Genomic DNA, 24,343 nt, shown 5'->3' on the forward strand with positions numbered 1-24,343 from the left:
TATTACTTGGTCTGCATGATCAGATCCCGCCGCATAAGCGTCTTGATCTTCACCAGATGATCATCTTCCTGGGTCTTCGCCTTGACGAAGCTGTCGGCGATGTTCGGATGCCCAGCCGCCTGTGCCAGCTCGATCAGCAGCTCCCAGGCCGCGTTGTCGGCCAGCTCCGCGGTAAGCAACGCATTCAGACACTGCGGGACATTGGTCCGCGGGTCGGTCAGCACATTGACGATCCCCAGGGCCATAGCTCCGACGACATCGGCGCACGGGGTCTGCGCCGTCGGGTCGGCGCCGAGTGACTCGATCGCCTGGTGCACCAGCATCATGTGCTCGTGCTCTTCGTCGCGAATGTGCTTGAGCGTGTCGATCAGCCCGGCATCGGGTGTTTCCAGCGCCTTGGCCTTGGCAATCATCGCCTCGTACAGGCGCACGCCGTTGCGCTCGAAGGCCAGGCGCTCGCCGAGCTTGTCGATGAACACCTCGGGGCTTTTGCCTTTCATCATGTCGAAGCCGGTCTTGAGCATGCCCTTGGCCGAACCCGGCACCGGCACCGAACCGATTCGGTCGGCCTCGGCCGCACGCTCGGTGCGTTCGACGAGCATGCCGCGCTCATCACCCGGCACGTCGGGGTGAATCTCATTGACCGCTTCGAGCAGGCGCTTGGTGTCCTTCGGGGACATCTGCACGCCGGTGTAATTGGTACCCACTTTCGCTGCAGTAGCCATGTCAGTCTCCTCAGGAAGCCTTGCGCATCAGTTCACCACCCGGTGCCCACTGGTAACCCGCCGAGACGATGTCCGAGGCGAGCCCTTGCGAGGCGAGATGGTTGCGGTAATCCAGCGACGATTGCGGCTCCTTGGCCTTGTCCACGTAGGCCGGGCCGGCGGTGCGCAGGTTGACCTCGGCGGCCAGCACCTGGCGCACGAAATCGCGCTGGCTCTTGAACTCGACCATCTTCGGCAGCGGGCCGGCGAGGATTTCCGCCGGATCGCGGCCCTCGATCTTCTTGAACCACTCGCAGGCGACGTTGAGGTGGCCCAGCTCGTAGTCGAGGAAACGCTCCCACATCGCCTTGATGCGCGGGTTGCTCTCCTGCTCGGCGCAGCTGGCGTACATGTAGACCTCCATCGCCTCGTGCACCAGCCACTTCTCGATATGGCTCTCGCTGGGGTCCGACAACGAGCCGTACTGGGTCACGTGCTGCTCTTCCACCGAGGCGATCTCGGCGTACAGCTGGCGCGCCAGCGGATCGGCGAACAGCGGGCCGATGTTCTGGTAGTAGTCGTGGGTCTGGTATTCCGCGCCGGTGATCAGCGCCGCGTGGATCTTGGTGATCAGCGCGGCGCTGTTCTTCTCGTAATTGTCGCGGATGTCGTTTTCCGGATGGCGGTGATGCTCGGAAGTCGGGCGGCCGGGAACGAGATCGGTATAGCCCTGCAGGATGTTGTTGGCGTCCTTGCCTTCGAGGCGATCGAGCATCGCCGCGTAGCGGTACAGGTGGTCGAAGTCTTCCAGCAGGCCGAAGCGATAGGTCTGCGCCTGGTAGGGATCGGGCTCGTTCTGTGCCACTGCGGCGGTCACCTCGATCGCCACCTGTTCGTAGGCGACCGTGGTCTCCAGCGGCGAATGGTCGGCGCCGATCAGCCAGTTGACCATGGTCGCCTGGTGCTGCTCGACGCGGCGGATTTCGGCCAGTGGCAGGCGCAGCTCCTTGTTGAAGCGCGCAATGCCGTGCTTGAGGCGCAGGGCATCGGTCTCGACGCCGTTCATGAGGATGATGCGCACCCGGGTGAACGCATCGTCGTCGAGCTTGCTGATCGGCTTGCCGGCCATTTCCTTCCAGGTGAACTTCTGCTTCTCCAGTGGCGTGCCTTTATTGTCGAAAATTCCGGAAATGGTCTCCATGGAGCCTCCGTTTTTATGCGTGGGTATCAGGCATGGGGGATCGCCGCCGTGAATATCGGCGACCTTTAAAGGGGACCGGAGGGGCTGAAAAATGATTCGTGCCGTTCGGCGGTTCAGCAGATCGCTGCCGATGAACGGTAGATTGGAGATTTTCGGCTCAAGCGGCCCGGTTCGGCGTAACCTGCGCGGTTGCCGGTCCCGCCATTTCGCCTGATCAGTCGGCCAGTTGCACCAGCGCCCGCTCCCGCTCGTCGGCAGGGCGTTCGGCCAGTGCCGCGACGGAGGCATGGAAGCGTGCCCAGTCGCGGCCGTTCGCTTCGAACAGCGCGGCAAAGCTCGGCACCCAGCGGTCATACAGGCCGAACGGCAAGAGCGTGGCGTTGTTCAGCGGCTGGGCGAACCAGCGATCGAAGCGCCTATCGCCGTTCCACTGGCTGTCGCGCAGATGTCGATAGCGCTGACGCAGCGTCGCGAACTCGGCCTGCTTCAGCGCGCGCATCTCGCCTGGCGAGCGACCCGACGCATACAGCTGGTCGAGGCGCTGGCGGGTCTCGAGTAGCAGCTCAACCAGTTGTCGATAGCGCACCCGCGCCTGTTCATCCCGCTGCGGGAGGTCGCGATGAGCACGCCACTGACGCAGCCCCTCGCGCTCGACGAAGGTGGCATAGGACTCGTTGAAGGCGGAGTCGCCGGGCAGATACAGCTGCTGATGGGCCAGTTCGTGGAAGATCAGCGCCGCCAGCTGCTCGTCGTTGCGCCGCAGCATCGAGCTGAGCAACGGATCGGCGAACCAGCCGAGGGTGGAATAGGCCTCGACACCTGCCACATGGGTATCCAGCCCACTCAGCCGCAGCCGCGCCGCCTCGCCGCGGGCGGCACCCTGGCGGAAGTAGCCGCGATAGGCCACGCAGCCAGCGATGGGAAAGCAGTGCTCCAGCGGCTTGATCGAGAACTCCTCGGTGGCGAACAGGTTCCACACCACATAGGGCCGACCGAGTTCGGCGTAGAGCCGATAGCTGTCGTTGTTCGGCAGCGCCAGCGCCTGACTGGCGAAGCGCCGCGCCTGCAACACCTCGCCCAGCCGTTGGCGCAACGCCGCATCGCGTGAGTCATCGGCGATCAGCGCCTCGATGGGTTCACGCTGGCGCAGCAGCTCCAGCTGGCCGACCGCGAGCTGGCCGTAATAACTGCAACCATTCAGACAGACGGCAAGCAGCAGGGGAACCCAGCGCAGGCTGCGGCTGTCGATGGAGGCGGCGTTGGGCTTGGGCATCGGGTGTATCGCTCGGTGGTCGGGCTGGCGCCGGCGTGCGTAGCGCACCCTACAAAGGCCGTGCTGCCGATTGCAACCTGCGGCAGCCCATAACGCCCAATCGAACCCTTGCCGGCCCATGATCACCGGCTGGAGCCTTGTACATGCGCGGTTTCCTTCTCGTCACTCTGCTCGCCAGCCTGGCCGGCTGCTCCATGTGGATGCCCAAGCCCGATCCCGAGCAGGCCTGGATCGAGCTCAACCCGAACGGCGAAACCCAGCTGCAGGCGGTGGCCGTGGATGGCAAGACGCTGGAGGACGACCGCTATTTCCAGGTTCAGCCTGGCAGCCGCAAGCTGGAGATGCGCTACCGCTTCGAGGTCAATGGCGCCAATGTCGGCCCCGGCAGCAACCCGCTGCCGCGCGACTGCAAGCTGACCCTGGAGTACGACAAGTTCACCGCCGGCGCGCGCTATCGCCTGGTGGCCGGCGGCTACGGCTTCCGGCCCTGGGCCAAGCTCTACGACCAGCACCAGTACGTGCTGGCCCGCGCCGAGGAAAAGGGCTGCGGCGACCTCGCCGGCCGCTGAGTCCGCGTTGAAATGCGCCGTCATCTGGCGCACCCTCGACGGCATCGGTGAGGCGCAGCGCGTCTCACCCCGCCATTCGCCGAGGATCCAGCCATGCGTCGCGCACTCCCCCTCGTCCTGCCCGCCCTTCTCGCCCTGGCCGGCTGCGCCGGGCCATTGCCGCAACCCGACCCGAACATGGCCTGGGTCGACATGACCGCGCAGCCCAGCGACATCTTCATGTCCGACCAGCTGGACGGCAAACGCACCCCCGACGGTCGCTATTTCCAGGTCCCGCCGGGCGCCCATGAACTCGAAGCGCGCTACGAATTCGAAGTGACAGGGGGCGACTTCGGCCTGTTCGGCGAAACCCACACCATTCGCTGCACCCTGGTGATCCGCTACGACGACTTCCAACCCGGCCAGCGCTACCTGTTCCAGGCCCGCTCGCTGGGTTTCACCCCGCAAGGCTGGTTGCGCGACGAACAGCGCAACGTGCTGGTCGAGGCCGAGGCCGAGCATTGCCACTGAGCCCGCTCGCACCCGACCGCCTTACGTCATGAGGTAAACGATGTCCCGCATTGCAAACACCCGCTTTTCCGCGCTCGATCTGGCGCCGATCCGCGACGACGGCACGCCGGCCCAGGCGCTGCACAACGCCCTGGCCCTGGCGCGTCACGTGGAGGGGCTCGGCTTCCAGCGCTTCTGGGTGGCCGAACACCACAACATGGACGGTATCGCCAGCGCCGCGACCGCGGTGCTGCTCGGCTACCTGGCCGCCAACACCACGCGCATCCGCCTCGGCGCCGGCGGGGTGATGCTGCCGAATCACGCGCCGCTGGTGATCGCCGAGCAGTTCGGCACGCTGGAAGCGCTCTATCCGGGCCGCATCGACCTCGGGCTCGGTCGCGCCCCCGGCGCCGATCAGTTCACCGCCCATGCACTGCGCCGCGACCGCATGGGCAGCGCCGACGACTTTCCGCAGGACGTCGAGGAGCTGGAGCTGCTGCTCGGCCCGCGCCAGCCCAATCAGCGCGTCATCGCCATGCCGGGAGTGAACAGCAACATACCGATCTGGCTGCTCGGTTCCAGCCTGTTCAGCGCCCAGCTGGCCGCGGCCAAGGGCCTGCCCTACGCCTTCGCCTCGCACTTCGCGCCGCGCTACATGCATCAGGCGATCAAGCTCTACCGCGACAACTTCAAGCCTTCGGCGGTGCTCGACAAACCCTACGTGATGCTCGGCGTGCCGCTGATCGCCGCCGACAGCGACGAGCAGGCCGAGTACCTGGTGACCAGCGTCTACCAGCGCATCCTCTCGCTGATCCGCGGCCAGAGCCTGGTGCTGCGCCCGCCGGTGCAGAGCATGCAGGGCCTGTGGCTGCCGCATGAGCAGCAGGCCGTGGGCGACTTCCTCGGCCTGGCGCTGATTGGCGGCCCGGAGAAGGTTCGTGCGCGCCTCGACGTGTTGCTCGAGCAGACCCAGGCCGACGAGCTGATCTTTACCTGCGACCTCTACGAAACCGCCGACCGCCATCGCGCCTTCGAGATCGTCGCCGAGCTGCGCCAGTAGCAAGCCGGCCGCTGCCCTGACCGGCGGCGGCCTCACGCGGCACTGCCGGCGAACCCTGCCGCCGGCCACCGTTCCAATGGCATACACCCCCTGGGCGCAACACCGCGCCCCGCCATCGGAACATGCATGAATTTTCTCGAATGGATGGCCGTACTCGGCGTCCTGCTGCTGATCCTCGCCCTCGCCTCGGCCTTCCTGCGCTGGCTGCCAATCACCACGTCCCTGATCTACCTCGGTTTCGGCGTGCTCATCGGCCAGCTCGGCATCGGCCTGTGGGAGATGGAATTCCTGCATATCGCCGGCTGGATGGAACACCTCACCGAAGTCGCGGTGCTGGTGTCGCTGTTCGTCAGCGGCCTCAAGCTGCGCATGCCGCTACGGCATCCGGCCTGGAAGAGCGCCTATGTACTGGCCGGGCCGGTGATGCTCGCCTGCATCGGCGGCGTCACCCTGCTCTGCCACTACCTGTTCGGCCTGAGCTGGGGTGTCGCGGTGCTGATCGGGGCGATCCTGGCGCCCACCGATCCGGTGCTGGCGAGCCTGGTGCAGGTCAACGATGCCCGCGACAGCGACCGCCTGCGCTACGGCCTGTCCGGCGAGGCGGGCTTCAACGACGGCACCGCGTTTCCCTTCGTGGTGTTCGGCCTGATGCTCATCGCACAGGGCCAGCTTGAGGCCGACTGGGTCAGCGAGTGGGCGCTGCACCGGCTGCTGTGGGCGGTACCGGCGGGGCTGCTGATCGGCTTTCTGCTCGGCAAACTGGTCGGCCGCGTGGCCATCTACCTGCGCGCACGCCACACCGATACGGCGATGTCGCCCAACGACTCGCTGGCCCTGGCGCTGATCGCGCTGGCCTACGTCGGCGCTGAACTGGCTGGTGCCTGGGGCTTTCTCGCGGTGTTCGCCGCCGGTCTCGGCCTGCGTCACGCGGAAATTGCCGCCGCCGGGCGCTCCGAGACGCCATCCGAGGAGCTGATCAACGACGCCGTCCCGCACCTCGCCGAAGGCGGCCTGGCGCCCCGCGCGCTGTCGCTGGACGATCGCCAGCTGGGCCAGCCGAAGGTCGCCGCGGGCGTGTTGATGGGTGATGTGCTGGCATTCGGCGGGCAGCTGGAACGCAGCCTGGAAGTGTTGCTGGTGACCATGCTCGGGGTGCTGGTCTCGGTGCACTGGGACTGGCGTGCGGTTCCGCTCGGCCTGGCGCTATTCCTGCTGATTCGGCCGCTGAGCGTGATGCTGCTGATGCCCCGGCGCTACCTCGACCGCGCCCAGTGCCTGACCGCCGGCTGGTTCGGCATTCGCGGCGTCGGCAGCCTCTACTACCTGAGCTACGCAGTGACCCACGGCCTGCTGCCGGACGAAGCGCAGACCATTATCAGCCTGGTGCTATCGGTGGTAGCGCTGAGCATCGTGCTGCACGGGCTCAGCACCCAGCCGCTGCTGCGCCGCTATGAGCGCAGCCGCGCCGTCGCCGACTGAACGGCGACCGCGCGTGGCGATCAGCTGTTCTCGAGGCGGAAGCCGACCTTCATGGTGACCTGGAAATGCCCGACCTTGCCGTTCTCGACATGGCCGCGGATTTCACCGACCTCGAACCACTCGACATTCTGCAGAGACTTGGACGCCTCAGCGATACCGTTCTGGATCGCCTCATCGACGCTGTTGCGCGAGGAGCCGACGATTTCAACCTTCTTGTACGTGTGATGATCCGACATGATGTCCCCTTCTGGTCTGAAGAGCCTCCGCTCGGGAATGACGCGTCCTGCCTGATTGAGGCCCGCAGAGCGCCCCGGAAGTTCAGCGCAGCGGTCGATCCGACGATGGCGGGCGGCGAATCGCCCCGGTGAAAAATGCCGCGCAGTTTTCCACCCTGCGCATCCACGTTGTGCTCCGTAGAGTGGATGTCGCTTTTACATCCACCGCGCGCCGCCCGGCCTACGGGATGCAGGCCTACGTAGGGTGGATAACGCGCAGCTTATCCGCGCGGTTCCCGGCACGCTCACTCCAGGCGCCGATAGCGGTAATGCTGCGGTTTGAATACCTGGTTGAAATGCCGGCACAGCGAGTCGGCATCGAGCAAGGCCTGCACCGCTTCGGGCGGGACCGCTTCATAGCGATAGAGCGCACCGCTGCTGAATTGCACCTCCAGCACCTGCTGCTCGGGGTCATAGCCGAGCGCACGCAGGCTGCTGGAATTCACCACGACACGCTTCATGGCACCACATCGGGTTGCTGGGTGAAGCCCTCGGCCTGCATGCGCCACAGGCTGTCGAACTCACCGCCCTGGCGGCGCAGTTCCTGCGGCGCGCCGTCTTCGACGATGCGGCCGTTACGCAGCACGATGATCCGGTCGAAGCTCGCCAGGGTCGACAGCCGATGCGCCACCGCAACCACGGTGCGGTTATGCACCAGGTTGTTCAGTGCCGCCTGGATCTCCGCTTCTGAGTGAGTGTCGAGCGCCGAGGTGGCCTCGTCGAGAATCAGGATCGGCGCATCCTTGAGGAACGCCCGGGCGATGCCCAACCGCTGGCGCTGGCCGCCGGAAAGCATCACGCCGCGCTCGCCGACCAGGGTGCCATAGCCCTGCGGCAGCTCGCGGATGAAGGCGTCGCAGAAGGCACTGCGCGCGGCCTGGATCACCTCTTCATCGCTGGCTTCCGGGCGGCCGTAGCGGATGTTCTCGCGGATGCTGCGGTTGAACAGCGCGGTTTCCTGCGGGACCACGGCGATCTTCTCGCGCAGGCTGTCCTGGCTGACGCTGCGGATGTCCTGACCATCGATCAGGATGCGCCCGTCACGCACATCGTCGAGGCGCTGGATCAGGTTGATCAGGGTCGACTTGCCGGCCCCGGACGAGCCCACCACGCCAACCTTCTGCCCGGCCGGAATGTGCAGGTCGAGGTGGTCGAACACCGCGCCACGGTCGGCGTAGCTGAAGTAGACGCCGTCGAAGGTGATATCGCCCTCGGCCAGCAGCAGCTGGTTGTCCGGGTCGTCCAGGCCATGCGGCTGGACGATGATGCGCAGGGTGTCGTCGATCGCACCGAGCTGCTGGGTGGTGTCCACCAGCGCCAGGGCGAGGTCGCGCGAGCCGTGCAGGATGCGGAAGGTCAGCGCGCTGACCAGCACCACGTCGCCGGCGGTCACCGAGCCGTCGACCCACAGGCTGATCGCCCAGACGAGCATGCCGCCGGCCATCACCGACAGGCAGATGTCGTGCATCACCCGCGCCTTTTCCAGGTACATCCAGCTGCGCCGCTGGGCGCGGGCCTCGTAGCCGATCTCGTGGGCCAGGCGTTCGGCCTCGCGATCGCGGGCGGAGAACGCCTTGATCGTCCAGACATTCGACACCGCGTCCACCAGCTCGCCGCCGACCCGCGCCGATTGCGCCGCGAAACGCTGATGCTTGCTGCGTCCGCGGATACCGAAGCCGGTGATCAGCGCCGCGACGATGGCGACGAAGACGATCAGCGCCACCGCCATCTGCCAGCCGACGGTGAACAGCACCACCACGGCGCCGAGGAAGTCGACGATCGGCGGCACGATCTTCCACGCCAGCCCGCCATAGATCGAACCGGCCGCGGCCCCGAGGGCGGAGATGCGATTGCCCAGCGAGCCGGCGAAATGCTCGGTGAAATAGCGCATCGGGTGGCCGGTCAGGTGCTTGAACAGGTCGACGCGGATGTCCACCACGCTGGCCACCACGGTACGGCAACCAAGCCAGCCGCCTAGGCGCCAGAACACGTTCTCGGTGACGATCAGGCCGATGAACAGCCCCAACGGCCACCAGACGTTGGCCGAACCGCGATCCGAGGTGCCCTGCGCCATCGCATCGACCAGCAGCTTCATGCCGTACTGCACGGCCACCGCGCAGCTCGCCGCGCCGATGATCAGTGCCAGCAGGCCGCCGAAATGCCAGGGCCGCGCGCAGATGTAATGCCAGAGAAACGCCACCGGACGGCTGGGCAACGGCAGCTCGGCGGCCTTTGCCTGGGGCACGGCGGCCGCCTGGTTCATGACATCACTGCGGCGAGTTGCGGGGCCGGATTCGACTGGCTGAAGCGCGCCTGTTGCAGGCGCAGCTCATCGGCCAGCCCCTGGTGTACGCAGCGCCGGCCGCTTTCGTCGGCAAAACCGAGCAGGCCAACCGGACAGTGTCGCTCGTCCGCCCAGCCCGGATAGTCCAGCACCGGATACAGGCAGATGCCCTCCACCGGCACACCGGCCTGCATCGCCAGGCCCGCCTGCTCGCTGACATAGCGCAGCCAGTCGCCGCGCAGGTCGCCCTCGGCGCCGGTCTCGGCGATCAGCAGTGGGCGTTGGTAGCGCTGGTGGATCTCGCGCAGGATGCCCTTGAAGGGCCGGTAATCCGGGTTGTCGCGCTCGATGGTGCGGCCATCGCCGTGGTACCACTGGTTGTCCGAGTAGTAGTTGACGCCGATGATGTCGAGAAACTCCGGCGCACCGCCGAGCCCCGGCCATTGCTCGCCGCAGAGCATGTCCCAGGCCTCGAACTGTGACTGGCGGAAACGCTCGGCATCGCGCTGCGGGCCGGGCCGGTCGTTGCCGGCGACCACATGGATGGCCGGGTCGACCTGGACGAAACGCGCCCGCGGTTCGACCGCGCGGATCGCCTGCATCGCGGCGATGGTGGCGCGCACCAGCTGGTGCTTGAGCTCGAAGCCGCGGCCGCGGGCCATGGGGTTGAAGTAGGCCTCGTCGCCACCGGCCCAGGCCCAGAAGGAAATCTCGTTGAGCGGTGCGTAGAACGGCACCTCGTCGCTCTCGTCCCTGATCAGCTGCGCCACCGCCGCGGCATAGCGGGCGAAGCGCTCGACGAACTGCGGCCGCCAGATGTCGATGTCGTCCGGCCAGCCGTAATGACACAGGTCCCAGATCACCTGGGTGCCCTGGCGCTGCGCGGCTTCAAGCATGGGCAGAAAGCTCGACCAGTCGTACTGCCCCGGCGTGCGCTCGATCAGGTGCCAGCGCAGGCCGTCGCGCACGCTGTGCAGGCCATGCCGGTGCAGCTCGGCGTAGTCGTGCGCGGCCCAGCGGTCGTGGCCGGTCGCGGCGAGCAGATCGAGACGGCGCCCGTCGCTGCGCCGGTGGTTGGAACACTCGAAACCGCCAAGGAAAAAGCTCTTGAACAGACTGGGGTGGTGCATCGCTGACCTCATGGATGACTCGATGGCCGCCAGGGCGGCCGAGGACTCGCCGTCCGGCGAGCCTCAGGCATAACGACCGCTGCGCTTCAGCCGAGTTGCTCGGGCACCGCTTGCGGCTGGCTCGCCAGCTCGGCTTCCTCGATGCGCTTGTACAGCGCCAGCGCCTGCCCCACCACCTGGTCCATGTTGTAGTACTTGTAGGTGCCGAGACGGCCGACGAAGGTCACGTTCGGCGTTTCGTCCGCCAGCTGCTGATAGCGCTTGTACAGCTCGGCGTTCTCCGGCCGTGGGATCGGGTAGTAGGGATCGCCCTCGGCCGAGGGGTACTCGTAGGTGATGCTGGTCTTCGGGTGGACCTGCCCTGTGAGGTGCTTGTACTCGCTGATGCGTGTGTAGGGCACGTCCACGCTGGGGTAGTTGACCGTGCCCACGGCCTGGAACTGTTCCTGGTCGAGCTGCTTGTGCTCGAACTTCAGCGAGCGGTACGGCAGCTTGCCGAAACGGTAGTCGAAGTATTCGTCGATCGGTCCACAGAAGATCAAATGATCATGCTGCACCTCGTCGCGGATCTCGCGGTAGTCGGTGTTGAGCATCACCTTGATGTTCGGGTGCGCCAGCATCTTCTCGAACATCTTCGTGTAGCCGTGCTTGGGCATCTGCTGGAAGCTGTCGGTGAAGTAGCGGTCGTCGATGTTGGTGCGCGTGGGGATGCGCGAGGTCACCGACTTGTCCAGCTGCGACGGGTCCAGCCCCCACTGCTTGCGGGTGTAGCCGCGGAAGAACTTCTGGTACAGCTCGCGGCCGATGCCGTTGATCACCACATCCTCGCTGGTCTGGATGTTCTTCACCGGTTCGGCGCGGCTGGCGAGAAAGTCGGCCGCTTCCTGTTCGGTGGTCATGTTCAGACCGTAGAGCCGGTTCAGCGTGGTCATGTTGATCGGGATCGGCACTTGCTGGCCATCCACCTGCGCCAGCACGCGGTGCTCGTAGGGGCGCCACTCGGTGAACCGGGAGAGGTAATCGACGATGCGCTGGGCATTGGTGTGGAAGATGTGCGGGCCGTAGCGGTGGATCAGCACGCCGGATTCGTCGTGGTAATCGTAGGCATTGCCGGCGATGTGTGGGCGCCGGTCGACCACCAGCACGCGCTTGTTCAGCCCCGCGGCAAGGCGTTCGGCGAGCACGCTGCCGGCGAAACCGGCGCCGACGATCAGGTAATCGAAGCCACGCCTGCGCGCCTGTGGCTGGTCGCCCGCGCCACCGCCGAGACGTTCCGGGTTGCTGTCCTGCGGGCTCATATCGCGCATTGCATCTTCTCCTTCATCAGGCTCCAGGTGTGATCCCAGGACATGTCGCCGAGGATCTCGTCGGCCTTGGCCAGCAGCGCGTCACGGTCTTCGGCATCGGCCAGCGCGGCTTCGCTGGCAGCGACGAACGCCTCGGCGCTGTCGGCGATGCGCACGATGCCGGTGTCACCATAGGTGCGCAGCACATCGGTGATCGGCGTGGACACCACCGGACAGCCACCGGCGAGGTATTCGGGGGTCTTGGTCGGGCTGATGAAGCGGGTCGATTCGTTCAGCGCGAACGGCATGATCGCCACGTCCCAGCCAGACAGGTATTGCGGCAGCTCGTCGTAGGTCTTGCCGCCCAGGTAGTGGATGTTGTCGCGCTGCGGCAACTCGGCCGGGTCGATCTTGACCACCGGGCCGACCAGCACGATCTGCCACTCCGGCTTCATCCGTGCGACCTGCTCGATCAGCTCGAGGTCCAGGCGCTCGTCGATCACGCCGTAGAAGCCCAGACGCGGATGGGGGATTTCCGCCTGATCCTCCGGGTCATGCTGCGGCCGGCGCGCGGCGGCGAAGTGTTCGACATCCACGCTGCTGGGGAACGGGTGGGCATTGTCGTGGCGCTGGCGCTTGGCCTCGTAGAGGCTGTAGCCGCCGGTGAAGACCAGGTTGGCGCGGCACATCAGCTCCACTTCGCGCTCGATCAGCTGCGGCGGCGCGCCGCGAAACGCCGAGAGTTCGTCCATGCAGTCATAGACGATCAGGCTCGGCGCCAGATGCTCGGAGAAGGCCAGGCTCATCGGCGTGTAGTACCAGAGCATCAGCTCGCCGACGCCAAGCTTCTCCAGGTAATCGTCCAGCAGCTTGCGTTGCGCGCGGTTCGCCGCATCGCCTTCGCAGCCGGCCGGCAGGCGCGGAATCAGCACCTGCACGCCATTCTCCTCGGGACGCACTTCCAGCCAGGGCGCGGCGTCCTCGGTGGGAATCGGTTCTTCATGGAAGAGCACGTTGTAGTCGCGGGCGAAGCGCGACATCAGGTGCTGCGGGCGCTGGTAGACGAAGCTCCAGCGCAGATGCGACAGACACAGCAGGGTCGGGATCTGATCGTCGAAGACCACTTCGGCCGGCGCCTGCTGCGCGTTGCGGGATTTACCGATGTCGTACTGGAACGGGCCGGCCCAGCTCATCTGGAGCACCTCTTTTCGGTGGCGGCGCCCAGGCCTCCGCTGCCCGATCACCCGTCACTGCAAAGCCAGCGCTGCCCTGCGTAAGGCGATTCATCTCGCGATGCCCGACGGCCGCGCAGGATCCTGCAGGCCGCGTCATCCGCCGGCAATGGACGGCTTTCCTCGCCCCGGGTTCCCGCCAGTCATCCGATGTGCAGGCCGTCGGCCGGCTGGCGGGTGAATTGAACTCGCCCGCACCTTGCTCCGTCCGTATCAGCAGGACGCCCGAACAGATCCGGCACCGGAACCGGCGCGCAGCCCGTCGTCGCCCCTCCCGTTCCGTTTCGCCGAACCCAATCACGGAGACTCATGCAGCGCCGCCTACGGCCCCGCTGCAGCGTCCCGAGCGTGTCCAAAAGACAGCGAACCGCGGAGGTATACAGATGATTCTGGTGACAGGAGGGGCCGGCTACATCGGCTCGCACGCAGCACTCGAACTGCTGCAGGCGGGGCATGAGGTACTGGTGCTGGACAACCTGTGCAACAGCTCGCAGCTGGCCTTGGACCGTGTCGAGCAACTGGCCGGCCGCCCACTGCAGTTCGTCAAAGGCGATGTGCGCAACCGCGCGCTGCTCAAGGCGCTGTTCGCTGCCTACCCGATCACTGCGGTGATGCACTTTGCCGGCCTCAAGGCCGTTGGCGAAAGCGTGCGCGAGCCGCTTTCCTACTACGAGACCAATGTCGGCGGCAGCATCGCGCTGTGCCAGGCGATGGCCGAAGCGGGCATTTTCAAGCTGGTGTTCAGCTCATCGGCGACTGTCTACGGCGAGTCGCCGTTGATGCCGATCACCGAGGACCGCCCCACCGGCGTACCGACCAATCCCTATGGCCAGTCCAAGCTGATGGCCGAGAACGTGCTCAAGGGCCTGGCCGATTCCGACCCGCGCTGGTCCATCGGGCTGCTGCGCTACTTCAACCCGATCGGCGCCCACGAGTCCGGGCTGATCGGCGAAGATCCCAACGGCGTGCCGAACAACCTGCTGCCGTACATGCTGCAGGTGGCGGTGGGCCGGCGTAAGCAGCTCAGCGTCTACGGCGACGACTACCCGACGCCGGACGGCACCGGCATCCGCGACTACATCCATGTGGTCGACCTGGCCCGGGGGCATCTCAAGGCGCTGGAGCGCCTGCAACTGGTCCACGGTGTTTCCACGTGGAACCTCGGCACCGGCAAGGGCCATTCGGTGCGCGAGATGATCACCGCGTTCGAGGCAGTCACCGGCCGACCACTACCCCACGTGATCAAACCGCGCCGCCGCGGCGACATCGCCCAGTGCTGGTCGGACCCGACCAAGGCCGAACTGGAACTCGGCTGGCGCGCCGAAAAGGACCTGACCAGCATGCTCGCCGACGCCTGGCGCTGGCAGAGCCGCAATCCGCGCGGCTACGCCGAGGAAAAGGTCGCCGCCGCAGAGGCCGCCTCGCAGACCGCCCTGGCCAGCTGAGCGCTGGCTGCGCGAGCGAACCGACGCTGCCGGCGACGCGCCTGGGCCACGTGAGTGCAGGTCAGGGTGTCGTGCACGCCAGCTCACGGCGAATCTTCGAGGCATCCAGACGGCGGTTGAGCTGCACCACACCGGTCAGCTGAGGGTCCTGCACCGCCATGCGCAGCAGTGCCTCACGGATCTGCGCCGCGGTGGCACAGGGGTTGAGCGAGACGTACAGCGCTGCCGCACCCGTTACATGGGGAGCCGCCATCGAGGTGCCACTCATGTAGGCATAACCGGCTGCACCCCTGGCAGTGGGTACGGTCGAGACGACGTTCACACCCGGCGCGGCGATATGCACGCTCTTCACACCGTAGTTCGAGAAACTGGCGCGCTGGCCGTTCTGGCCGATCGCAGCCACGGCAATGACGTTCGGCAACTGGTAGCTCGCCGGATAGCTTGGCGTCGTGTCGATGTCCAGCCCGCTGTTTCCAGCCGCGGCAATGAACAGGATGTTGGCGTTACCGGCAGCACGAATGGCGTCATACAGGGCCTGCGAATAGCCACCGCCGCCCCAGGAATTGTTGGTCGCTACCAGATTGATCCTTTTCGCCAGCTTCAGCTGCGTCAGGTAATTGATGGCCTTTACCGCACCGGCTGTGGTGCCACCGTTGGCGCCGAGAAACTTCGCCGTGATGAGCTTCGCGCTCGGGCAGACGCCGAATACCCCGGCGCCGTTATTGGCAACCGCGGCAACCGTACCGGCGACATGGGTGCCATGGTCGTCTGCCGCGCCGTCGTAGACGCTGGCGTTATTGGCATTGAAATCCCAACCGTGGATGTCGTCGACGAAGCCGTTGCGGTCGTTGTCCTTGCGATCGGCGCGGCTGCCCTCGCCCGGGTTGATCCAGATGTTGCTGCGCAGATCACCATGGGTGGTCATCACGCCCTCGTCGATGATGCCGACGTGAATGCGGCTGGAGCACGCCACGCCTGCATTCCAGGCAGCCAGCGCACCACTGCCGTAAGGCGCGGCTGGCGATGTGGTCGCGCCTTGCATGCCCCACAGGCTAGTGAGCCCAGGGTCGTTGGGATTGGCCAGTTGGGTGCGGTAGATCCAGTTGGGCTCGGCAAACTCCACGGCCGGATCGGCAGCCAGGCGGGCCAGCAACGCGGCATCGAGCTTCTTGCCCTTGCCCAGCTGTGCCTGCACCAGATCACCCTTGGCGTCCTTACGTGCAGCCTTGGCCAGCAGCTTGTGCATGGCCTTTGCACCCTGTCTGCTCAGCGCCGCATTTTTCGCAGTCTCCGAGGCGCCGGGCTTGAATTGCACCAGCAATTCACCCTCGACGAACGGCCGCCCCGCCTTCAGCGAGGCAGCCACCGGGTTGGGCTTGGCTGAAAGCGGTTCTGCCCCGATCGCGAGCAGCGCACATAGGAAAAGTCCGACACGCTTCTTGTAGACCATCACTGTTCTCCTGAACGACTACTGACAGCCCACGGCGAATGGAATGCTGCTCGGTGGGTGCTCCCGAACTGTATCGGCATTAATGATGTCGATTTAGTGGCGCCGGATAGATGGCGTAGCCGTTCGTCGGCTACGCTGCGGCGTAACGGTGCTTCCACGGTTCCGGGCACAAAAAAAGCCCCGCTTCGCAGCGAAAGCGGGGCCATTAAGAGACGCGGACGGCGAAGCGAATCAGCTGTTCTGCGGCTTCCTGCTGTCCTCGGAAATGGTTGTTATGGATTGCGCATTGAATTCACGATTGCCGAAGAAGGCTTCGTCCATCCGCCCGGTCACACTGATGCGGTCACCTTTCTCGATCTGCTGAAAACCGTCTTTGTCCAACGGGTTATAGGACATGGAGAGGGTATTGACGGTCAGCGAGCCGTCGCCCGTATCGAGGGTCAGTTCTCGATCCTTGACCGACTGAACGGTGCCCTGAATCGTGGTTTCGCTTGACGGCACAAAGGTTGCCGTTCGCCAAAGCGTTTCTTCATCGTTGGCGCTGGCAAAGAAGAAGCTGTTCAGGCCTTCGACGTAGACACTGTTGGCCTCGATCGAGGTGATCTCGAACAGGTCATCATCCACGTCGCCATACACCGTGACCTTATCGCCTTTCTTCAGCGCGCTACCCTCGGCGTACCAATCCCAGTCGTCCATCTCGACAATGATGCTGCCCGTGCCGTAGTCGAGAATGAACGAGTCTGGTTTCACCGATTCCACGGTGCCTTTCATACTGATCCAGGTTCCATCCGGCTGCTGATAGGGACGCGGATCGTTACCCGACTCTGCTGCGAGCGACGCAGTAGCAAGTGCCGCGGTAGCGGTTGCGATGAGCGTTTTCGAAAGCGTCTTCATGGAAACCCCTCCTTCGATAGGTGTTTTGTAGAGCAGCGAACCGGGTTCGCTGCTCAGCAGACACCGCTCGGCGAGCGGCCTGCATCATGGGCAAAGCCGCCATGGCGCAAGGCGGCTTCATCACTGCTGCAGAACGGATACGTCAGACGTCCAGCCAGCCTCGGTCGCCAGCGTCGTCGCGGAAGGTGTTGTACTCATCCTCATTCCAGTCGCCGCTACCGTCGGCGTCATAGGAATTGAAGAGTCCTTCGCCGTATTCATCGCTGGAGAGCATCCCGTCCTTGTCGCTGTCCCAGCGGTTGAACAGCCCATCCTTATCAAAACCCGTATCCCATTCGCCAACGGTGACCACGCCGGTATCGTCTTTATCCCAAACGTCGAAATCGCCGTCATCTGCGACAGCCGGAGCACTGGCGGCCATAGCCGTTGCGAGAGCGATACCACCGAGCATTGCGTGAAGTTTGTTGTTCATCGTGCTTCTCCTCTGCCATTGATTGGACGTCAGCACCAGAGGATGGCGCTCACATAAAATTGGTTTTCCTGCGGCGTTTGTGAGTTCACGGCAATTCGGGATTCAACCCTCCAGTGGCGTCCCGGTACGCCTGAAGCGAAACGCTAATCGCGCCTCCAACGGAGGTTGGCGGGAAGTTCCGATCGCACCCCGGATTTTTTTACGAAGTATTTCGAAACGAACCGCTACGCACCTCGCGCCCCGCTTTGCACCGCCGCCAAGCGAAGTTGAAACGCCTCGCTCTGCCACCGCTCCCTACAGCATCGCCCTGTCAGATCAGCTGCTGGCGCAACCAATCGGCCAGTCGCTCGGCGCGTCGATCGGCGCGCCGCGCCGGTACCCAGAGCGCCAGCCGGGCATCGGTCTCGACGAAGCCCCAGGGGGCCAGCAACCGGCCGGACTGCAGATCGTCGGCGACCAGTTGCTGGGGCGCGATGGCCACGCCAAGGCCGGCCAGCGCCGCCTCCAGGAGGAAATACAGGTGCTCGAAGCTTTGCCCCAGGCGCAGCCGTGCAGGGTCCAGCCCCTGCTGGCGCGCCCAGTTCGGCCAGGCCTGCGGGCGTGAAGCGGTATGCAGCAGCGTCTCCTCGAGCAGGGCCGCCGGCGCCGCGTCGCGCAGCTCGACGCAACGCGGATGGTAGGGGCTGAGCACCGGGCCGATGCGCTCGGCGGCAAGTTCGAACACCTGCATGTCCGCCGGCCACGGTGGCTCGGCATACCACAGCGTCGCATCCAGCCCCGGCTTGCGCGGGTCCAGCTCGCCCTCGCTGGCCGATAGCTGCAGGCGCAGCTCCGGCAGGTCGCGATTGAGCCGGTCCAGCCGCGGAATGAACCAGCGCGCCAAAAGGCTGCCGGGACAACCGAGCACGAACGGCGCCTCGCTGGTCTGTCGCTGCAGCTCGATGCAGGTGCTGCGCAGGCGTTCGAAGGCCTCGCTGGCGGCGTCACGCAGACGCACGCCGGCATCGGTGAGTTTTACGCCGCGCCCTTCCTTGGCGAACAGGGCCAGACCGAGGGCTTCTTCGAGCTGCTTCAGCTGCCGGCTGATGGCCCCGTGGGTGACGTGCAGCTCGCGTGCGGCTTCGCTTACGCTACCCAGGCGGGCAGCCGCCTCGAAGGCACGCAGGGCATTGAGCGGTGGCAGATCGCGGGCCATATATGTGAGTTTTCCTGACAGGTTCGGGCGATCTTATCGCTTTTAACCCGGCGCCGGCAGCCGTAAGCTCACCCTCAATGATTGCCGTAGGGTGGAAACCGCGAAGCGATTTTCCACGCTGGCGTATCGATCGCGTGGACAAGGCTGCACCGTTGTCCACCCTACGCTCACCCCGACTGCGTGTCGGCACCCTCCAAGGAGCCTCGCATGACCTCATACCGCACCGGCCCGGACAACCGCGGGCTGTTCGGCCGCTTCGGCGGCCAGTTCGTCGCCGAAACCCTGATGCCACTGATCAACGAGCTGGCCGCCGAATACGAAAAAGCCAAGGGCGACCCGGCCTTTCTCGAGGAGCTGGCCTACTTCCAGCGCGACTACATCGGCCGTGCCAGCCCGCTGTACTACGCCGAGCGGCTGACCGAGCACTTCGGCGGCGCGAAGATCTACCTCAAGCGCGAAGACCTGAACCACACCGGCGCGCACAAGATCAACAACTGCATCGGCCAGATCCTGCTGGCCAAGCGCATGGGCAAGCAGCGCATCATCGCCGAGACCGGCGCCGGCATGCACGGCGTGGCCACGGCCACCGTGGCCGCGCGCTTCGGCATGCAGTGCGTGGTCTACATGGGCACCACCGACATCGAGCGCCAGCAGGCCAACGTCTTCCGCATGAAGCTCCTGGGCGCCGAAGTGATTCCGGTCACCGCCGGCACCGGCACGCTGAAGGACGCGATGAACGAGGCGCTGCGCGACTGGGTGACCAACGTCCACAACACCTTCTACCTGATCGGCACCGCCGCCGGTCCGCACCCATACCCAGCCATGGTGCGCGACTTCCAGTCGGTAATCGGCAACGAGGTTCGCGAACAGATCATGCAGAAGGAGGGCCGCCTGCCCGACTCGCTGGTCGCCTGCATCGGCGGCGGCTCGAATGCCATCGGCCTGTTCCACCCCTTCCTCGATGACGAGTCCGTGCAGATCGTCGGCGTCGAAGCGGCCGGCCACGGCATCGACACCGGCAAGCACGCCGCCAGCATGGCCGGCGGGGCGCCGGGCGTGCTGCACGGCAACCGCACCTTCCTCCTGCAGGACGAAGACGGCCAGATCACCGACGCGCATTCGATTTCCGCCGGCCTCGACTACCCCGGCGTCGGCCCGGAGCACGCCTGGTTGCACGAGATCAAGCGCGTCGAATACGTGCCCTGCACCGATGACGAAGCCTTGGCAGCGTTCCATCTGTGTTGCCGCCTGGAAGGCATCATCCCCGCGCTGGAATCCGCCCACGCGCTGGCCGAAGCCTTCAAGCGCGCGGCCAAGCTGCCCAGGGAGCACCTGATGGTGGTCAACCTCTCCGGCCGCGGCGACAAGGACATGCAAACCGTCATGCACCACTACGACGAACAGGAAGAACACATATGAGCTCGGTGAATTCCCGCTTGCAGGCCCGCTTCGCACAGCTGAAGCAGGAAAACCACGCCGCGCTGGTCACCTTCGTGACGGCGGGCGATCCGGACTACGCCACCTCCCTCGCCATCCTCAAGGGCCTGCCGGAAGCCGGCGCCGATGTCATCGAGCTGGGCATGCCGTTCACCGACCCGATGGCCGACGGCCCGGCGATCCAGCTGGCCAACATCCGCGCCCTGGCCGGCAAGCAGAACCTGCCGAAGACGCTGCAGATGGTCCGCGAATTCCGCGAGACCAACCAGAGCACGCCGCTGGTGCTGATGGGCTACTACAACCCGATCTTCGCCTATGGCGTCGAGCGTTTCGTCAGCGATGCGAAAGAGGCCGGAGTGGATGGCCTGATCGTCGTCGACCTGCCGCCGGAGCATAACGACGAACTCTGCGACCCGGCCCAAGCCGCCGGCATCAACTTCATCCGCCTGACCACCCCGACCACCGACGACCAGCGCCTGCCCACCGTACTCAACGGCAGCTCCGGCTTCGTCTACTACGTCTCGGTGGCCGGCGTGACCGGTGCAGGTTCCGCCACCCTGGAACACGTCGAGGAAGCCGTGGCACGCCTGAAGCGCCACACCGATCTGCCGGTATGCGTCGGCTTCGGCATCCGCACCCCGGAGCAGGCCGCGGCTATCGCCCGACTCACCGAGGGTGTGGTGGTCGGCTCGGCGCTGATCGACCAGATCGCCGGGGCCAAGAGCCCGGAGGCTGCGGTAGAAGGCGTGCTTGGCCTGTGCCGCGAGATCAGCGCCGGAGTACGTGGCGCCCGCGGCTGAGGCTTTAATGCCGTAACCGAAAAGCCGCTGCCCCCGTGAGAGGGCAGCGGCTTTTTTCATTCCTGTAGCGGGCTTTTCAGCAGATTCCGGCCGACCGGCATCAGGCATGGACATGCCGGCGGCCCCGCCCAGCGCCGGCAGGCGACACCCACGCGTGGCGCCCCTTGTGGGCTCAGCCTTTCTTTTTCTTCTTCTTCAGTGCCTTCAACCGCTGCGCCGCGCGCTCTACCGTAGCTTTCTTGTCCGGCCGCTTCATGCGCTTCCATTTGCGGATCTCGTCCTTGGTGCGACCACAGCTGGTACACACCTCGTCCGTGAGCTTGCAGACGGAAATGCACGGATTCTCGACATCCTTGCCCACTGTCAGTGCCGTGTCGCGCCGTTGCGGGCCAGGCGGCGCTGCCAGTCACCGCCATCGTCGCGCTTGCAGGCTTCCTCGCTGTCGAAACGCACCGGTGCGATCAGGGCATCCATGTCGATACCCGCCTCAGCGAGCGCCGCCCGGGTGAGCGCCTGCATGCGTGCGCCCTGACCTTGACCAATCGCCATAGCGCGCTGCGCCTCCGTGGCGAATACCCACGTGACCTGCAGGCTCTCGGGGAAGCGCGCGTAATCGACCTCATGAGTGAGCCAGCTGAAGCCGACGATTTCCGCCTTGCCAGCTTCACAGGCCTGGGTCAGGCAGCTGGAGAGTTGCCGTTCCATACGGGTCTGATCGCGTTTGCCGAGAAGCATCGTGACGTCCTGTATCAGGGTTGGCCCCGCGTCGAAGGGACAGTAGGAAGGAGTCTAAAGCGAGCGCCGGACGCCGGATCGTCGGCAGCGCTTGTTGGCAGTACCGCTGATCGATACGTCGCAGGCTGCGAAGCACATTCCCGAAGGCAGGACCCTAGCCACTACAACTTGCGATAGCGGCGGCACTGCTGAACGACATATTTGCGCACATGCTGCACCTTCGCCCAACCCACCTCATCCATGCCAACCGTCTCCAGCTCGGCTTGCAACTCGGCGCTATTGGCAGCTGGCTCGAGCAGATCCAGCATTTGCCGCAGCTCCCGCAGTACGAACGGCGGCGCAAGGCCCATGTGGCGTGCCAGCTCTTCCCAATCGGCTCTGCGCAGCTGCTGCGGATGGAAGTTGCTGCCGACCGCGAAACCAAGATTGGGGCTGTATGGCAGCACCATCGTACATACCAGGTCATAGGCCGGCGCCAGTGACCAGCGCCCCTTGGCGTCTTGCAACAGCGAAATGTTCTTGGCATGGCCATCGCTGTTGCCGGCCAGCACGTTGAATATCTGCCAGCGCAGCAGTTGACGCACCTGCAGCGCAGGCGTGGTCGTCACCGCGCGCAACAGCCCTGCGCAGGCCGCCAGCGTCGGACCGCCCTCTTCCTGGTACTTGAGCCGCCGCGGATAGCCAAGCGCCTGGCACATGTCCTCCTGGTGCACACGCTCGATCTGGTTATCCACTCGCTCACGATCGTAACGAGCCACGGCAAGATAGTGAGCCTTCCCTGCCTGACCTGCGTGCGAGTCGGGAACCAAAAGCCCAGCGATCCGAGCCAGACGGTTCATATAGAGCTCGTTGAAAACCAACGCCGGCTTTAGCGAGAACTTGATCAGATGCGAAGAAGCGGCGGCACCGCTCGGGAGGTAGAGCTGGCCGCCTTCGAGGATTACGGGAATCTTGTCCTGAGCGCCGGCAAGGGAAAGACGTGTCGCCTTGCCCGGCTGGAACAAGGCGTAGCGCTCTTTACCCTGCGCCCAGCGCGCCAGCTGATTGGGGTCGACCGGCTCCTGGCCAGATTCGATCAACGCATCGGCCCGCTCCGGGTCAACAATACGCAACGCACCGGCACAATCACCACCTATGGCGGCCAACAGCGAAAAGTCGTCATCGGCGATCCCAAGCCGGTTCACCAGCAATTGCCGCGAAGCTTCTTCGGGAAGTAGATTGGCAAACCAGTTGTGTGCCGTGCCGAGCGTTGGCGCAAACATACCGGTTGCAAGCGGCAAGCTATTGGAAATTGCAAACCGCGCTGCTTCGCTATATCGAAAACCCATGCTCCGGCCATCGTCACCCAGCCAAAGCTCACCGATACGGCAATCACCCCGGTAGACGCCGAGCAGTCCGCTCACAGGTCGCCCCCGTCACGTCTAGCCGCCAGCAGCTCGATGCCCAGCGTATGGCACACGTTCAGCACCCGTCCGAACGAACAGCTCTCGCGGCCATTTTCCAGCTCGCTCAGAAAGCGCACGCTCACGCCACACAGGCCGGCAGCGTCCACCAGACGCAGCCCCTGACCCTTGCGAGTGCGCTGAATCAGCTTGCCCAGCTCGGCCATCGAAACAAATGCGGTAGGTTCAGCCATTTTCCCGTTCCGTACAATTTGCCCTTCGGAAACAGCTCAGTTCCAATTTTTTCCCAATAGGGAAAATACTCTCTGCCGCTGGCCAGTGCATCGAATTTTTACCGATCGGGAAAAAAGATCTTCTGGTGCATCTCAAAGAACTACCACGCAGAACAAACCCTCAGCCATCGATGACCAATATCGACCGGCTCGATTTCGACCGCGCCCGCCGACCGCGTAGCATGCCCTGCACACCCCGTTCCCGCTCGAGGAGATCGACATGCCCGACACCACTTACGTACCGCCCAAGGTCTGGACCCACGATGCCCCCTCCGGCGGCAAGTTCGCCAGTATCAATGCGCCAACCGCCGGCGCGCGCGAGGAGAAGCCGCTGCCGGTGGGCAAGCACCCGCTGCAGCTGTATTCGCTGGCCACGCCCAACGGGGTGAAGGTGGGCATCATGCTCGAGGAGCTGCTCGCCCTCGGTCACAGCGGCGCCGAGTACGACGCCTGGCTGATCAAGATTGGCGAGGGCGACCAGTTCGGCAGCGGCTTCGTCGAGATCAACCCGAACTCGAAGATACCCGCGCTGGTGGACCGCAGCGTCGACGGCGAACCGCTGCGGGTGTTCGAGTCCGGCTCGATCCTGGTCTACCTCGCCGAGAAATTCGGCGCCTTCCTGCCGACCGAGATCCGCGCGCGCACCGAGACGCTGAACTGGCTGTTCTGGCAGATGGGTTCGGCGCCCTTCCTCGGCGGCGGTTTCGGCCACTTCTACGCCTACGCGCCGGAAAAGTACGAATACCCGATCAACCGCTACGCCATGGAGGTCAAACGCCAGCTCGACGTGCTCGACCGTCAGCTGGCGGAGCATCGCTACGTGGCCGGTGCCGACTACAGCATCGCCGACATGGCGATCTGGCCCTGGTACGGCGGGTTGGTGCTGGGCGAGCTGTATGGCGCCGGCGAATTCCTTTCGGTGCACGAGTACCAGCACGTGCAGCGCTGGGCCAAGGAGGTTGCAGCGCGACCGGCGGTCATCCGCGGGCGCAAGGTCAACCGCAGCTGGGGCGATGAGTCCGAGCAGGCGCCCGAGCGCCACAGCGCCGCCGACCTCGACTGAGCCGTCGCCAACCCTGCGCAGGCGCGAACGGCAGCGCCTTTCCCGCCTGCGCCAGCGGCCGAGCCCACTGACCGCCGATCCCGCCTGCTGAACTCTCACGGCAGCTGCCTACCCAATCAGATATGAGCGCTGCCATCGATCAGCAGGGGCTCTCATTTCCTGCCCCCTCTTCGTGTTCGCCATGCACAGCGCTCC

At 65.1% G+C, this 24,343-nt stretch carries 25 protein-coding genes; 8 read left to right on the forward strand and 17 right to left on the reverse strand.

Going from position 1 to position 24,343, the window contains the following annotated elements:
• Window positions 1-2 precede the first annotated feature (2 nt).
• The 3 genes from OUY36_RS21505 to OUY36_RS21515 form a co-directional block, all read right to left on the reverse strand.
• Window positions 3-725 carry a DUF892 family protein gene (locus OUY36_RS21505; RefSeq protein ID WP_063540182.1) on the reverse strand — a complete coding sequence of 241 codons (723 nt, stop codon included), beginning with the start codon at window positions 723-725 and terminating at the stop codon, window positions 3-5.
• A 10-nt stretch (window positions 726-735) separates the two neighbouring features.
• Complete coding sequence (locus OUY36_RS21510) at window positions 736-1,905, reverse strand: hypothetical protein (protein WP_200597108.1); 1,170 nt, start codon at window positions 1,903-1,905, stop codon at window positions 736-738.
• Window positions 1,906-2,119: 214 nt separating this feature from the next.
• A complete protein-coding gene (locus OUY36_RS21515) occupies window positions 2,120-3,178 on the reverse strand; it encodes an aminopeptidase (protein WP_267936001.1) in 1,059 nt (352 codons plus the stop codon).
• A gap of 143 nt (window positions 3,179-3,321) precedes the next feature.
• Here OUY36_RS21515 and OUY36_RS21520 point away from each other — a divergent pair, with 143 nt between their 5' ends.
• From OUY36_RS21520 to OUY36_RS21535, 4 genes are all read left to right on the forward strand, one after another.
• A complete protein-coding gene (locus tag OUY36_RS21520; protein WP_011915132.1) occupies window positions 3,322-3,747 on the forward strand; it encodes a PA0061/PA0062 family lipoprotein in 426 nt (141 codons plus the stop codon).
• Window positions 3,748-3,840: 93 nt separating this feature from the next.
• Complete coding sequence (locus OUY36_RS21525) at window positions 3,841-4,257, forward strand: PA0061/PA0062 family lipoprotein (RefSeq protein WP_011915133.1); 417 nt, start codon at window positions 3,841-3,843, stop codon at window positions 4,255-4,257.
• 40 nt (window positions 4,258-4,297) lie between these two features.
• Entirely contained in the window at window positions 4,298-5,296 is a 999-nt protein-coding gene (locus OUY36_RS21530) for an LLM class flavin-dependent oxidoreductase (RefSeq protein ID WP_041013852.1), read from the forward strand.
• A gap of 126 nt (window positions 5,297-5,422) precedes the next feature.
• Complete coding sequence (locus tag OUY36_RS21535) at window positions 5,423-6,775, forward strand: cation:proton antiporter (RefSeq protein WP_063540186.1); 1,353 nt, start codon at window positions 5,423-5,425, stop codon at window positions 6,773-6,775.
• A gap of 20 nt (window positions 6,776-6,795) precedes the next feature.
• On the opposite strand, the gene OUY36_RS21540 is transcribed toward OUY36_RS21535, so the two are convergent.
• The 6 genes from OUY36_RS21540 to OUY36_RS21565 form a co-directional block, all read right to left on the reverse strand.
• Window positions 6,796-7,011: a dodecin gene (locus tag OUY36_RS21540; RefSeq protein ID WP_003303828.1), complete on the reverse strand. Its 216-nt coding sequence runs from the start codon at window positions 7,009-7,011 to the stop codon at window positions 6,796-6,798.
• 284 nt (window positions 7,012-7,295) lie between these two features.
• Window positions 7,296-7,511, reverse strand: a complete 216-nt coding sequence (locus OUY36_RS21545) for a KTSC domain-containing protein (RefSeq protein WP_267936002.1) — start codon at window positions 7,509-7,511, stop codon at window positions 7,296-7,298.
• On the reverse strand, window positions 7,508-9,313 hold the full coding sequence (locus OUY36_RS21550; protein WP_267936003.1) for an ABC transporter ATP-binding protein: 1,806 nt from the start codon (window positions 9,311-9,313) through the stop codon (window positions 7,508-7,510). The genes OUY36_RS21545 and OUY36_RS21550 overlap by 4 nt, the downstream gene beginning before the upstream one ends.
• Window positions 9,310-10,464, reverse strand: coding sequence for a beta-glucosidase (locus OUY36_RS21555; RefSeq protein ID WP_267936004.1), 1,155 nt, complete (start codon window positions 10,462-10,464; stop codon window positions 9,310-9,312). Before OUY36_RS21555 ends, OUY36_RS21550 begins: the two co-directional genes overlap by 4 nt.
• Before the next feature lie 86 nt (window positions 10,465-10,550).
• The gene (glf, locus tag OUY36_RS21560) at window positions 10,551-11,771 is read right to left on the reverse strand and encodes a UDP-galactopyranose mutase (protein ID WP_267936005.1); all 1,221 of its coding nucleotides are present in this window, start codon (window positions 11,769-11,771) and stop codon (window positions 10,551-10,553) included.
• Window positions 11,759-12,943 (reverse strand): glycosyltransferase family 1 protein, encoded by a 1,185-nt coding sequence (locus OUY36_RS21565; protein ID WP_267936006.1) that lies wholly within the window; start codon window positions 12,941-12,943, stop codon window positions 11,759-11,761. Before OUY36_RS21565 ends, glf begins: the two co-directional genes overlap by 13 nt.
• 422 nt (window positions 12,944-13,365) lie before the next feature.
• On the opposite strand from OUY36_RS21565, the gene galE reads away from it, so the two are divergent.
• Window positions 13,366-14,427 carry a UDP-glucose 4-epimerase GalE gene (gene galE, locus OUY36_RS21570; protein ID WP_267936007.1) on the forward strand — a complete coding sequence of 354 codons (1,062 nt, stop codon included), beginning with the start codon at window positions 13,366-13,368 and terminating at the stop codon, window positions 14,425-14,427.
• Window positions 14,428-14,488: 61 nt separating this feature from the next.
• On the opposite strand, the gene OUY36_RS21575 is transcribed toward galE, so the two are convergent.
• The 4 genes from OUY36_RS21575 to OUY36_RS21590 form a co-directional block, all read right to left on the reverse strand.
• Window positions 14,489-15,877, reverse strand: coding sequence for a S8 family peptidase (locus OUY36_RS21575; protein ID WP_267936008.1), 1,389 nt, complete (start codon window positions 15,875-15,877; stop codon window positions 14,489-14,491).
• A 231-nt stretch (window positions 15,878-16,108) separates the two neighbouring features.
• Window positions 16,109-16,771, reverse strand: coding sequence for a NirD/YgiW/YdeI family stress tolerance protein (locus OUY36_RS21580; protein WP_156246231.1), 663 nt, complete (start codon window positions 16,769-16,771; stop codon window positions 16,109-16,111).
• A 142-nt stretch (window positions 16,772-16,913) separates the two neighbouring features.
• Window positions 16,914-17,243, reverse strand: coding sequence for a hypothetical protein (locus OUY36_RS21585; protein ID WP_267936009.1), 330 nt, complete (start codon window positions 17,241-17,243; stop codon window positions 16,914-16,916).
• Window positions 17,244-17,553: 310 nt separating this feature from the next.
• A complete protein-coding gene (locus OUY36_RS21590; RefSeq protein WP_267936010.1) occupies window positions 17,554-18,438 on the reverse strand; it encodes a LysR family transcriptional regulator in 885 nt (294 codons plus the stop codon).
• 207 nt (window positions 18,439-18,645) lie between these two features.
• Here OUY36_RS21590 and trpB point away from each other — a divergent pair, with 207 nt between their 5' ends.
• The gene (gene trpB, locus OUY36_RS21595) at window positions 18,646-19,857 is read left to right on the forward strand and encodes a tryptophan synthase subunit beta (RefSeq protein ID WP_125860535.1); all 1,212 of its coding nucleotides are present in this window, start codon (window positions 18,646-18,648) and stop codon (window positions 19,855-19,857) included.
• Window positions 19,854-20,675: a tryptophan synthase subunit alpha gene (trpA, locus tag OUY36_RS21600; RefSeq protein ID WP_267936011.1), complete on the forward strand. Its 822-nt coding sequence runs from the start codon at window positions 19,854-19,856 to the stop codon at window positions 20,673-20,675. Before trpB ends, trpA begins: the two co-directional genes overlap by 4 nt.
• Before the next feature lie 172 nt (window positions 20,676-20,847).
• On the opposite strand, the gene OUY36_RS21605 is transcribed toward trpA, so the two are convergent.
• The 4 genes from OUY36_RS21605 to OUY36_RS21620 form a co-directional block, all read right to left on the reverse strand.
• The gene (locus OUY36_RS21605) at window positions 20,848-21,036 is read right to left on the reverse strand and encodes a DUF1289 domain-containing protein (protein WP_043217728.1); all 189 of its coding nucleotides are present in this window, start codon (window positions 21,034-21,036) and stop codon (window positions 20,848-20,850) included.
• 2 nt (window positions 21,037-21,038) lie between these two features.
• Window positions 21,039-21,410 (reverse strand): hypothetical protein, encoded by a 372-nt coding sequence (locus OUY36_RS21610; protein WP_267936012.1) that lies wholly within the window; start codon window positions 21,408-21,410, stop codon window positions 21,039-21,041.
• A 161-nt stretch (window positions 21,411-21,571) separates the two neighbouring features.
• On the reverse strand, window positions 21,572-22,813 hold the full coding sequence (locus OUY36_RS21615) for a type II toxin-antitoxin system HipA family toxin (protein ID WP_267936014.1): 1,242 nt from the start codon (window positions 22,811-22,813) through the stop codon (window positions 21,572-21,574).
• The gene (locus OUY36_RS21620) at window positions 22,810-23,046 is read right to left on the reverse strand and encodes a helix-turn-helix domain-containing protein (RefSeq protein ID WP_224109194.1); all 237 of its coding nucleotides are present in this window, start codon (window positions 23,044-23,046) and stop codon (window positions 22,810-22,812) included. Before OUY36_RS21620 ends, OUY36_RS21615 begins: the two co-directional genes overlap by 4 nt.
• Window positions 23,047-23,305: 259 nt before the next feature.
• On the opposite strand from OUY36_RS21620, the gene yghU reads away from it, so the two are divergent.
• Window positions 23,306-24,148 carry a glutathione-dependent disulfide-bond oxidoreductase gene (yghU, locus tag OUY36_RS21625; RefSeq protein ID WP_267936015.1) on the forward strand — a complete coding sequence of 281 codons (843 nt, stop codon included), beginning with the start codon at window positions 23,306-23,308 and terminating at the stop codon, window positions 24,146-24,148.
• Window positions 24,149-24,343: the final 195 nt, after the last annotated feature.

Source organism: Stutzerimonas sp. R40042, assembly GCF_026642215.1.
Lineage (GTDB): Bacteria > Pseudomonadota > Gammaproteobacteria > Pseudomonadales > Pseudomonadaceae > Stutzerimonas > Stutzerimonas frequens.

Excerpts from the sequence above, each read along its gene's own strand:
- OUY36_RS21505 (WP_063540182.1), bottom strand. The coding sequence starts at position 725 with ATGGCTACTGCAGCGAAAGTGGGTACCAATTACACCGGCGTGCAGATG.
- OUY36_RS21510 (WP_200597108.1), bottom strand. The coding sequence starts at position 1,905 with ATGGAGACCATTTCCGGAATTTTCGACAATAAAGGCACGCCACTGGAG.
- OUY36_RS21515 (WP_267936001.1), bottom strand. The coding sequence starts at position 3,178 with ATGCCCAAGCCCAACGCCGCCTCCATCGACAGCCGCAGCCTGCGCTGG.
- OUY36_RS21520 (WP_011915132.1), top strand. The coding sequence starts at position 3,322 with ATGCGCGGTTTCCTTCTCGTCACTCTGCTCGCCAGCCTGGCCGGCTGC.
- OUY36_RS21525 (WP_011915133.1), top strand. The coding sequence starts at position 3,841 with ATGCGTCGCGCACTCCCCCTCGTCCTGCCCGCCCTTCTCGCCCTGGCC.
- OUY36_RS21530 (WP_041013852.1), top strand. The coding sequence starts at position 4,298 with ATGTCCCGCATTGCAAACACCCGCTTTTCCGCGCTCGATCTGGCGCCG.
- OUY36_RS21535 (WP_063540186.1), top strand. The coding sequence starts at position 5,423 with ATGAATTTTCTCGAATGGATGGCCGTACTCGGCGTCCTGCTGCTGATC.
- OUY36_RS21540 (WP_003303828.1), bottom strand. The coding sequence starts at position 7,011 with ATGTCGGATCATCACACGTACAAGAAGGTTGAAATCGTCGGCTCCTCG.
- OUY36_RS21545 (WP_267936002.1), bottom strand. The coding sequence starts at position 7,511 with ATGAAGCGTGTCGTGGTGAATTCCAGCAGCCTGCGTGCGCTCGGCTAT.
- OUY36_RS21550 (WP_267936003.1), bottom strand. The coding sequence starts at position 9,313 with ATGAACCAGGCGGCCGCCGTGCCCCAGGCAAAGGCCGCCGAGCTGCCG.
- OUY36_RS21555 (WP_267936004.1), bottom strand. The coding sequence starts at position 10,464 with ATGCACCACCCCAGTCTGTTCAAGAGCTTTTTCCTTGGCGGTTTCGAG.
- glf (WP_267936005.1), bottom strand. The coding sequence starts at position 11,771 with ATGCGCGATATGAGCCCGCAGGACAGCAACCCGGAACGTCTCGGCGGT.
- OUY36_RS21565 (WP_267936006.1), bottom strand. The coding sequence starts at position 12,943 with ATGAGCTGGGCCGGCCCGTTCCAGTACGACATCGGTAAATCCCGCAAC.
- galE (WP_267936007.1), top strand. The coding sequence starts at position 13,366 with ATGATTCTGGTGACAGGAGGGGCCGGCTACATCGGCTCGCACGCAGCA.
- OUY36_RS21575 (WP_267936008.1), bottom strand. The coding sequence starts at position 15,877 with ATGGTCTACAAGAAGCGTGTCGGACTTTTCCTATGTGCGCTGCTCGCG.
- OUY36_RS21580 (WP_156246231.1), bottom strand. The coding sequence starts at position 16,771 with ATGAAGACGCTTTCGAAAACGCTCATCGCAACCGCTACCGCGGCACTT.
- OUY36_RS21585 (WP_267936009.1), bottom strand. The coding sequence starts at position 17,243 with ATGAACAACAAACTTCACGCAATGCTCGGTGGTATCGCTCTCGCAACG.
- OUY36_RS21590 (WP_267936010.1), bottom strand. The coding sequence starts at position 18,438 with ATGGCCCGCGATCTGCCACCGCTCAATGCCCTGCGTGCCTTCGAGGCG.
- trpB (WP_125860535.1), top strand. The coding sequence starts at position 18,646 with ATGACCTCATACCGCACCGGCCCGGACAACCGCGGGCTGTTCGGCCGC.
- trpA (WP_267936011.1), top strand. The coding sequence starts at position 19,854 with ATGAGCTCGGTGAATTCCCGCTTGCAGGCCCGCTTCGCACAGCTGAAG.
- OUY36_RS21610 (WP_267936012.1), bottom strand. The coding sequence starts at position 21,410 with ATGCTTCTCGGCAAACGCGATCAGACCCGTATGGAACGGCAACTCTCC.
- OUY36_RS21620 (WP_224109194.1), bottom strand. The coding sequence starts at position 23,046 with ATGGCTGAACCTACCGCATTTGTTTCGATGGCCGAGCTGGGCAAGCTG.
- yghU (WP_267936015.1), top strand. The coding sequence starts at position 23,306 with ATGCCCGACACCACTTACGTACCGCCCAAGGTCTGGACCCACGATGCC.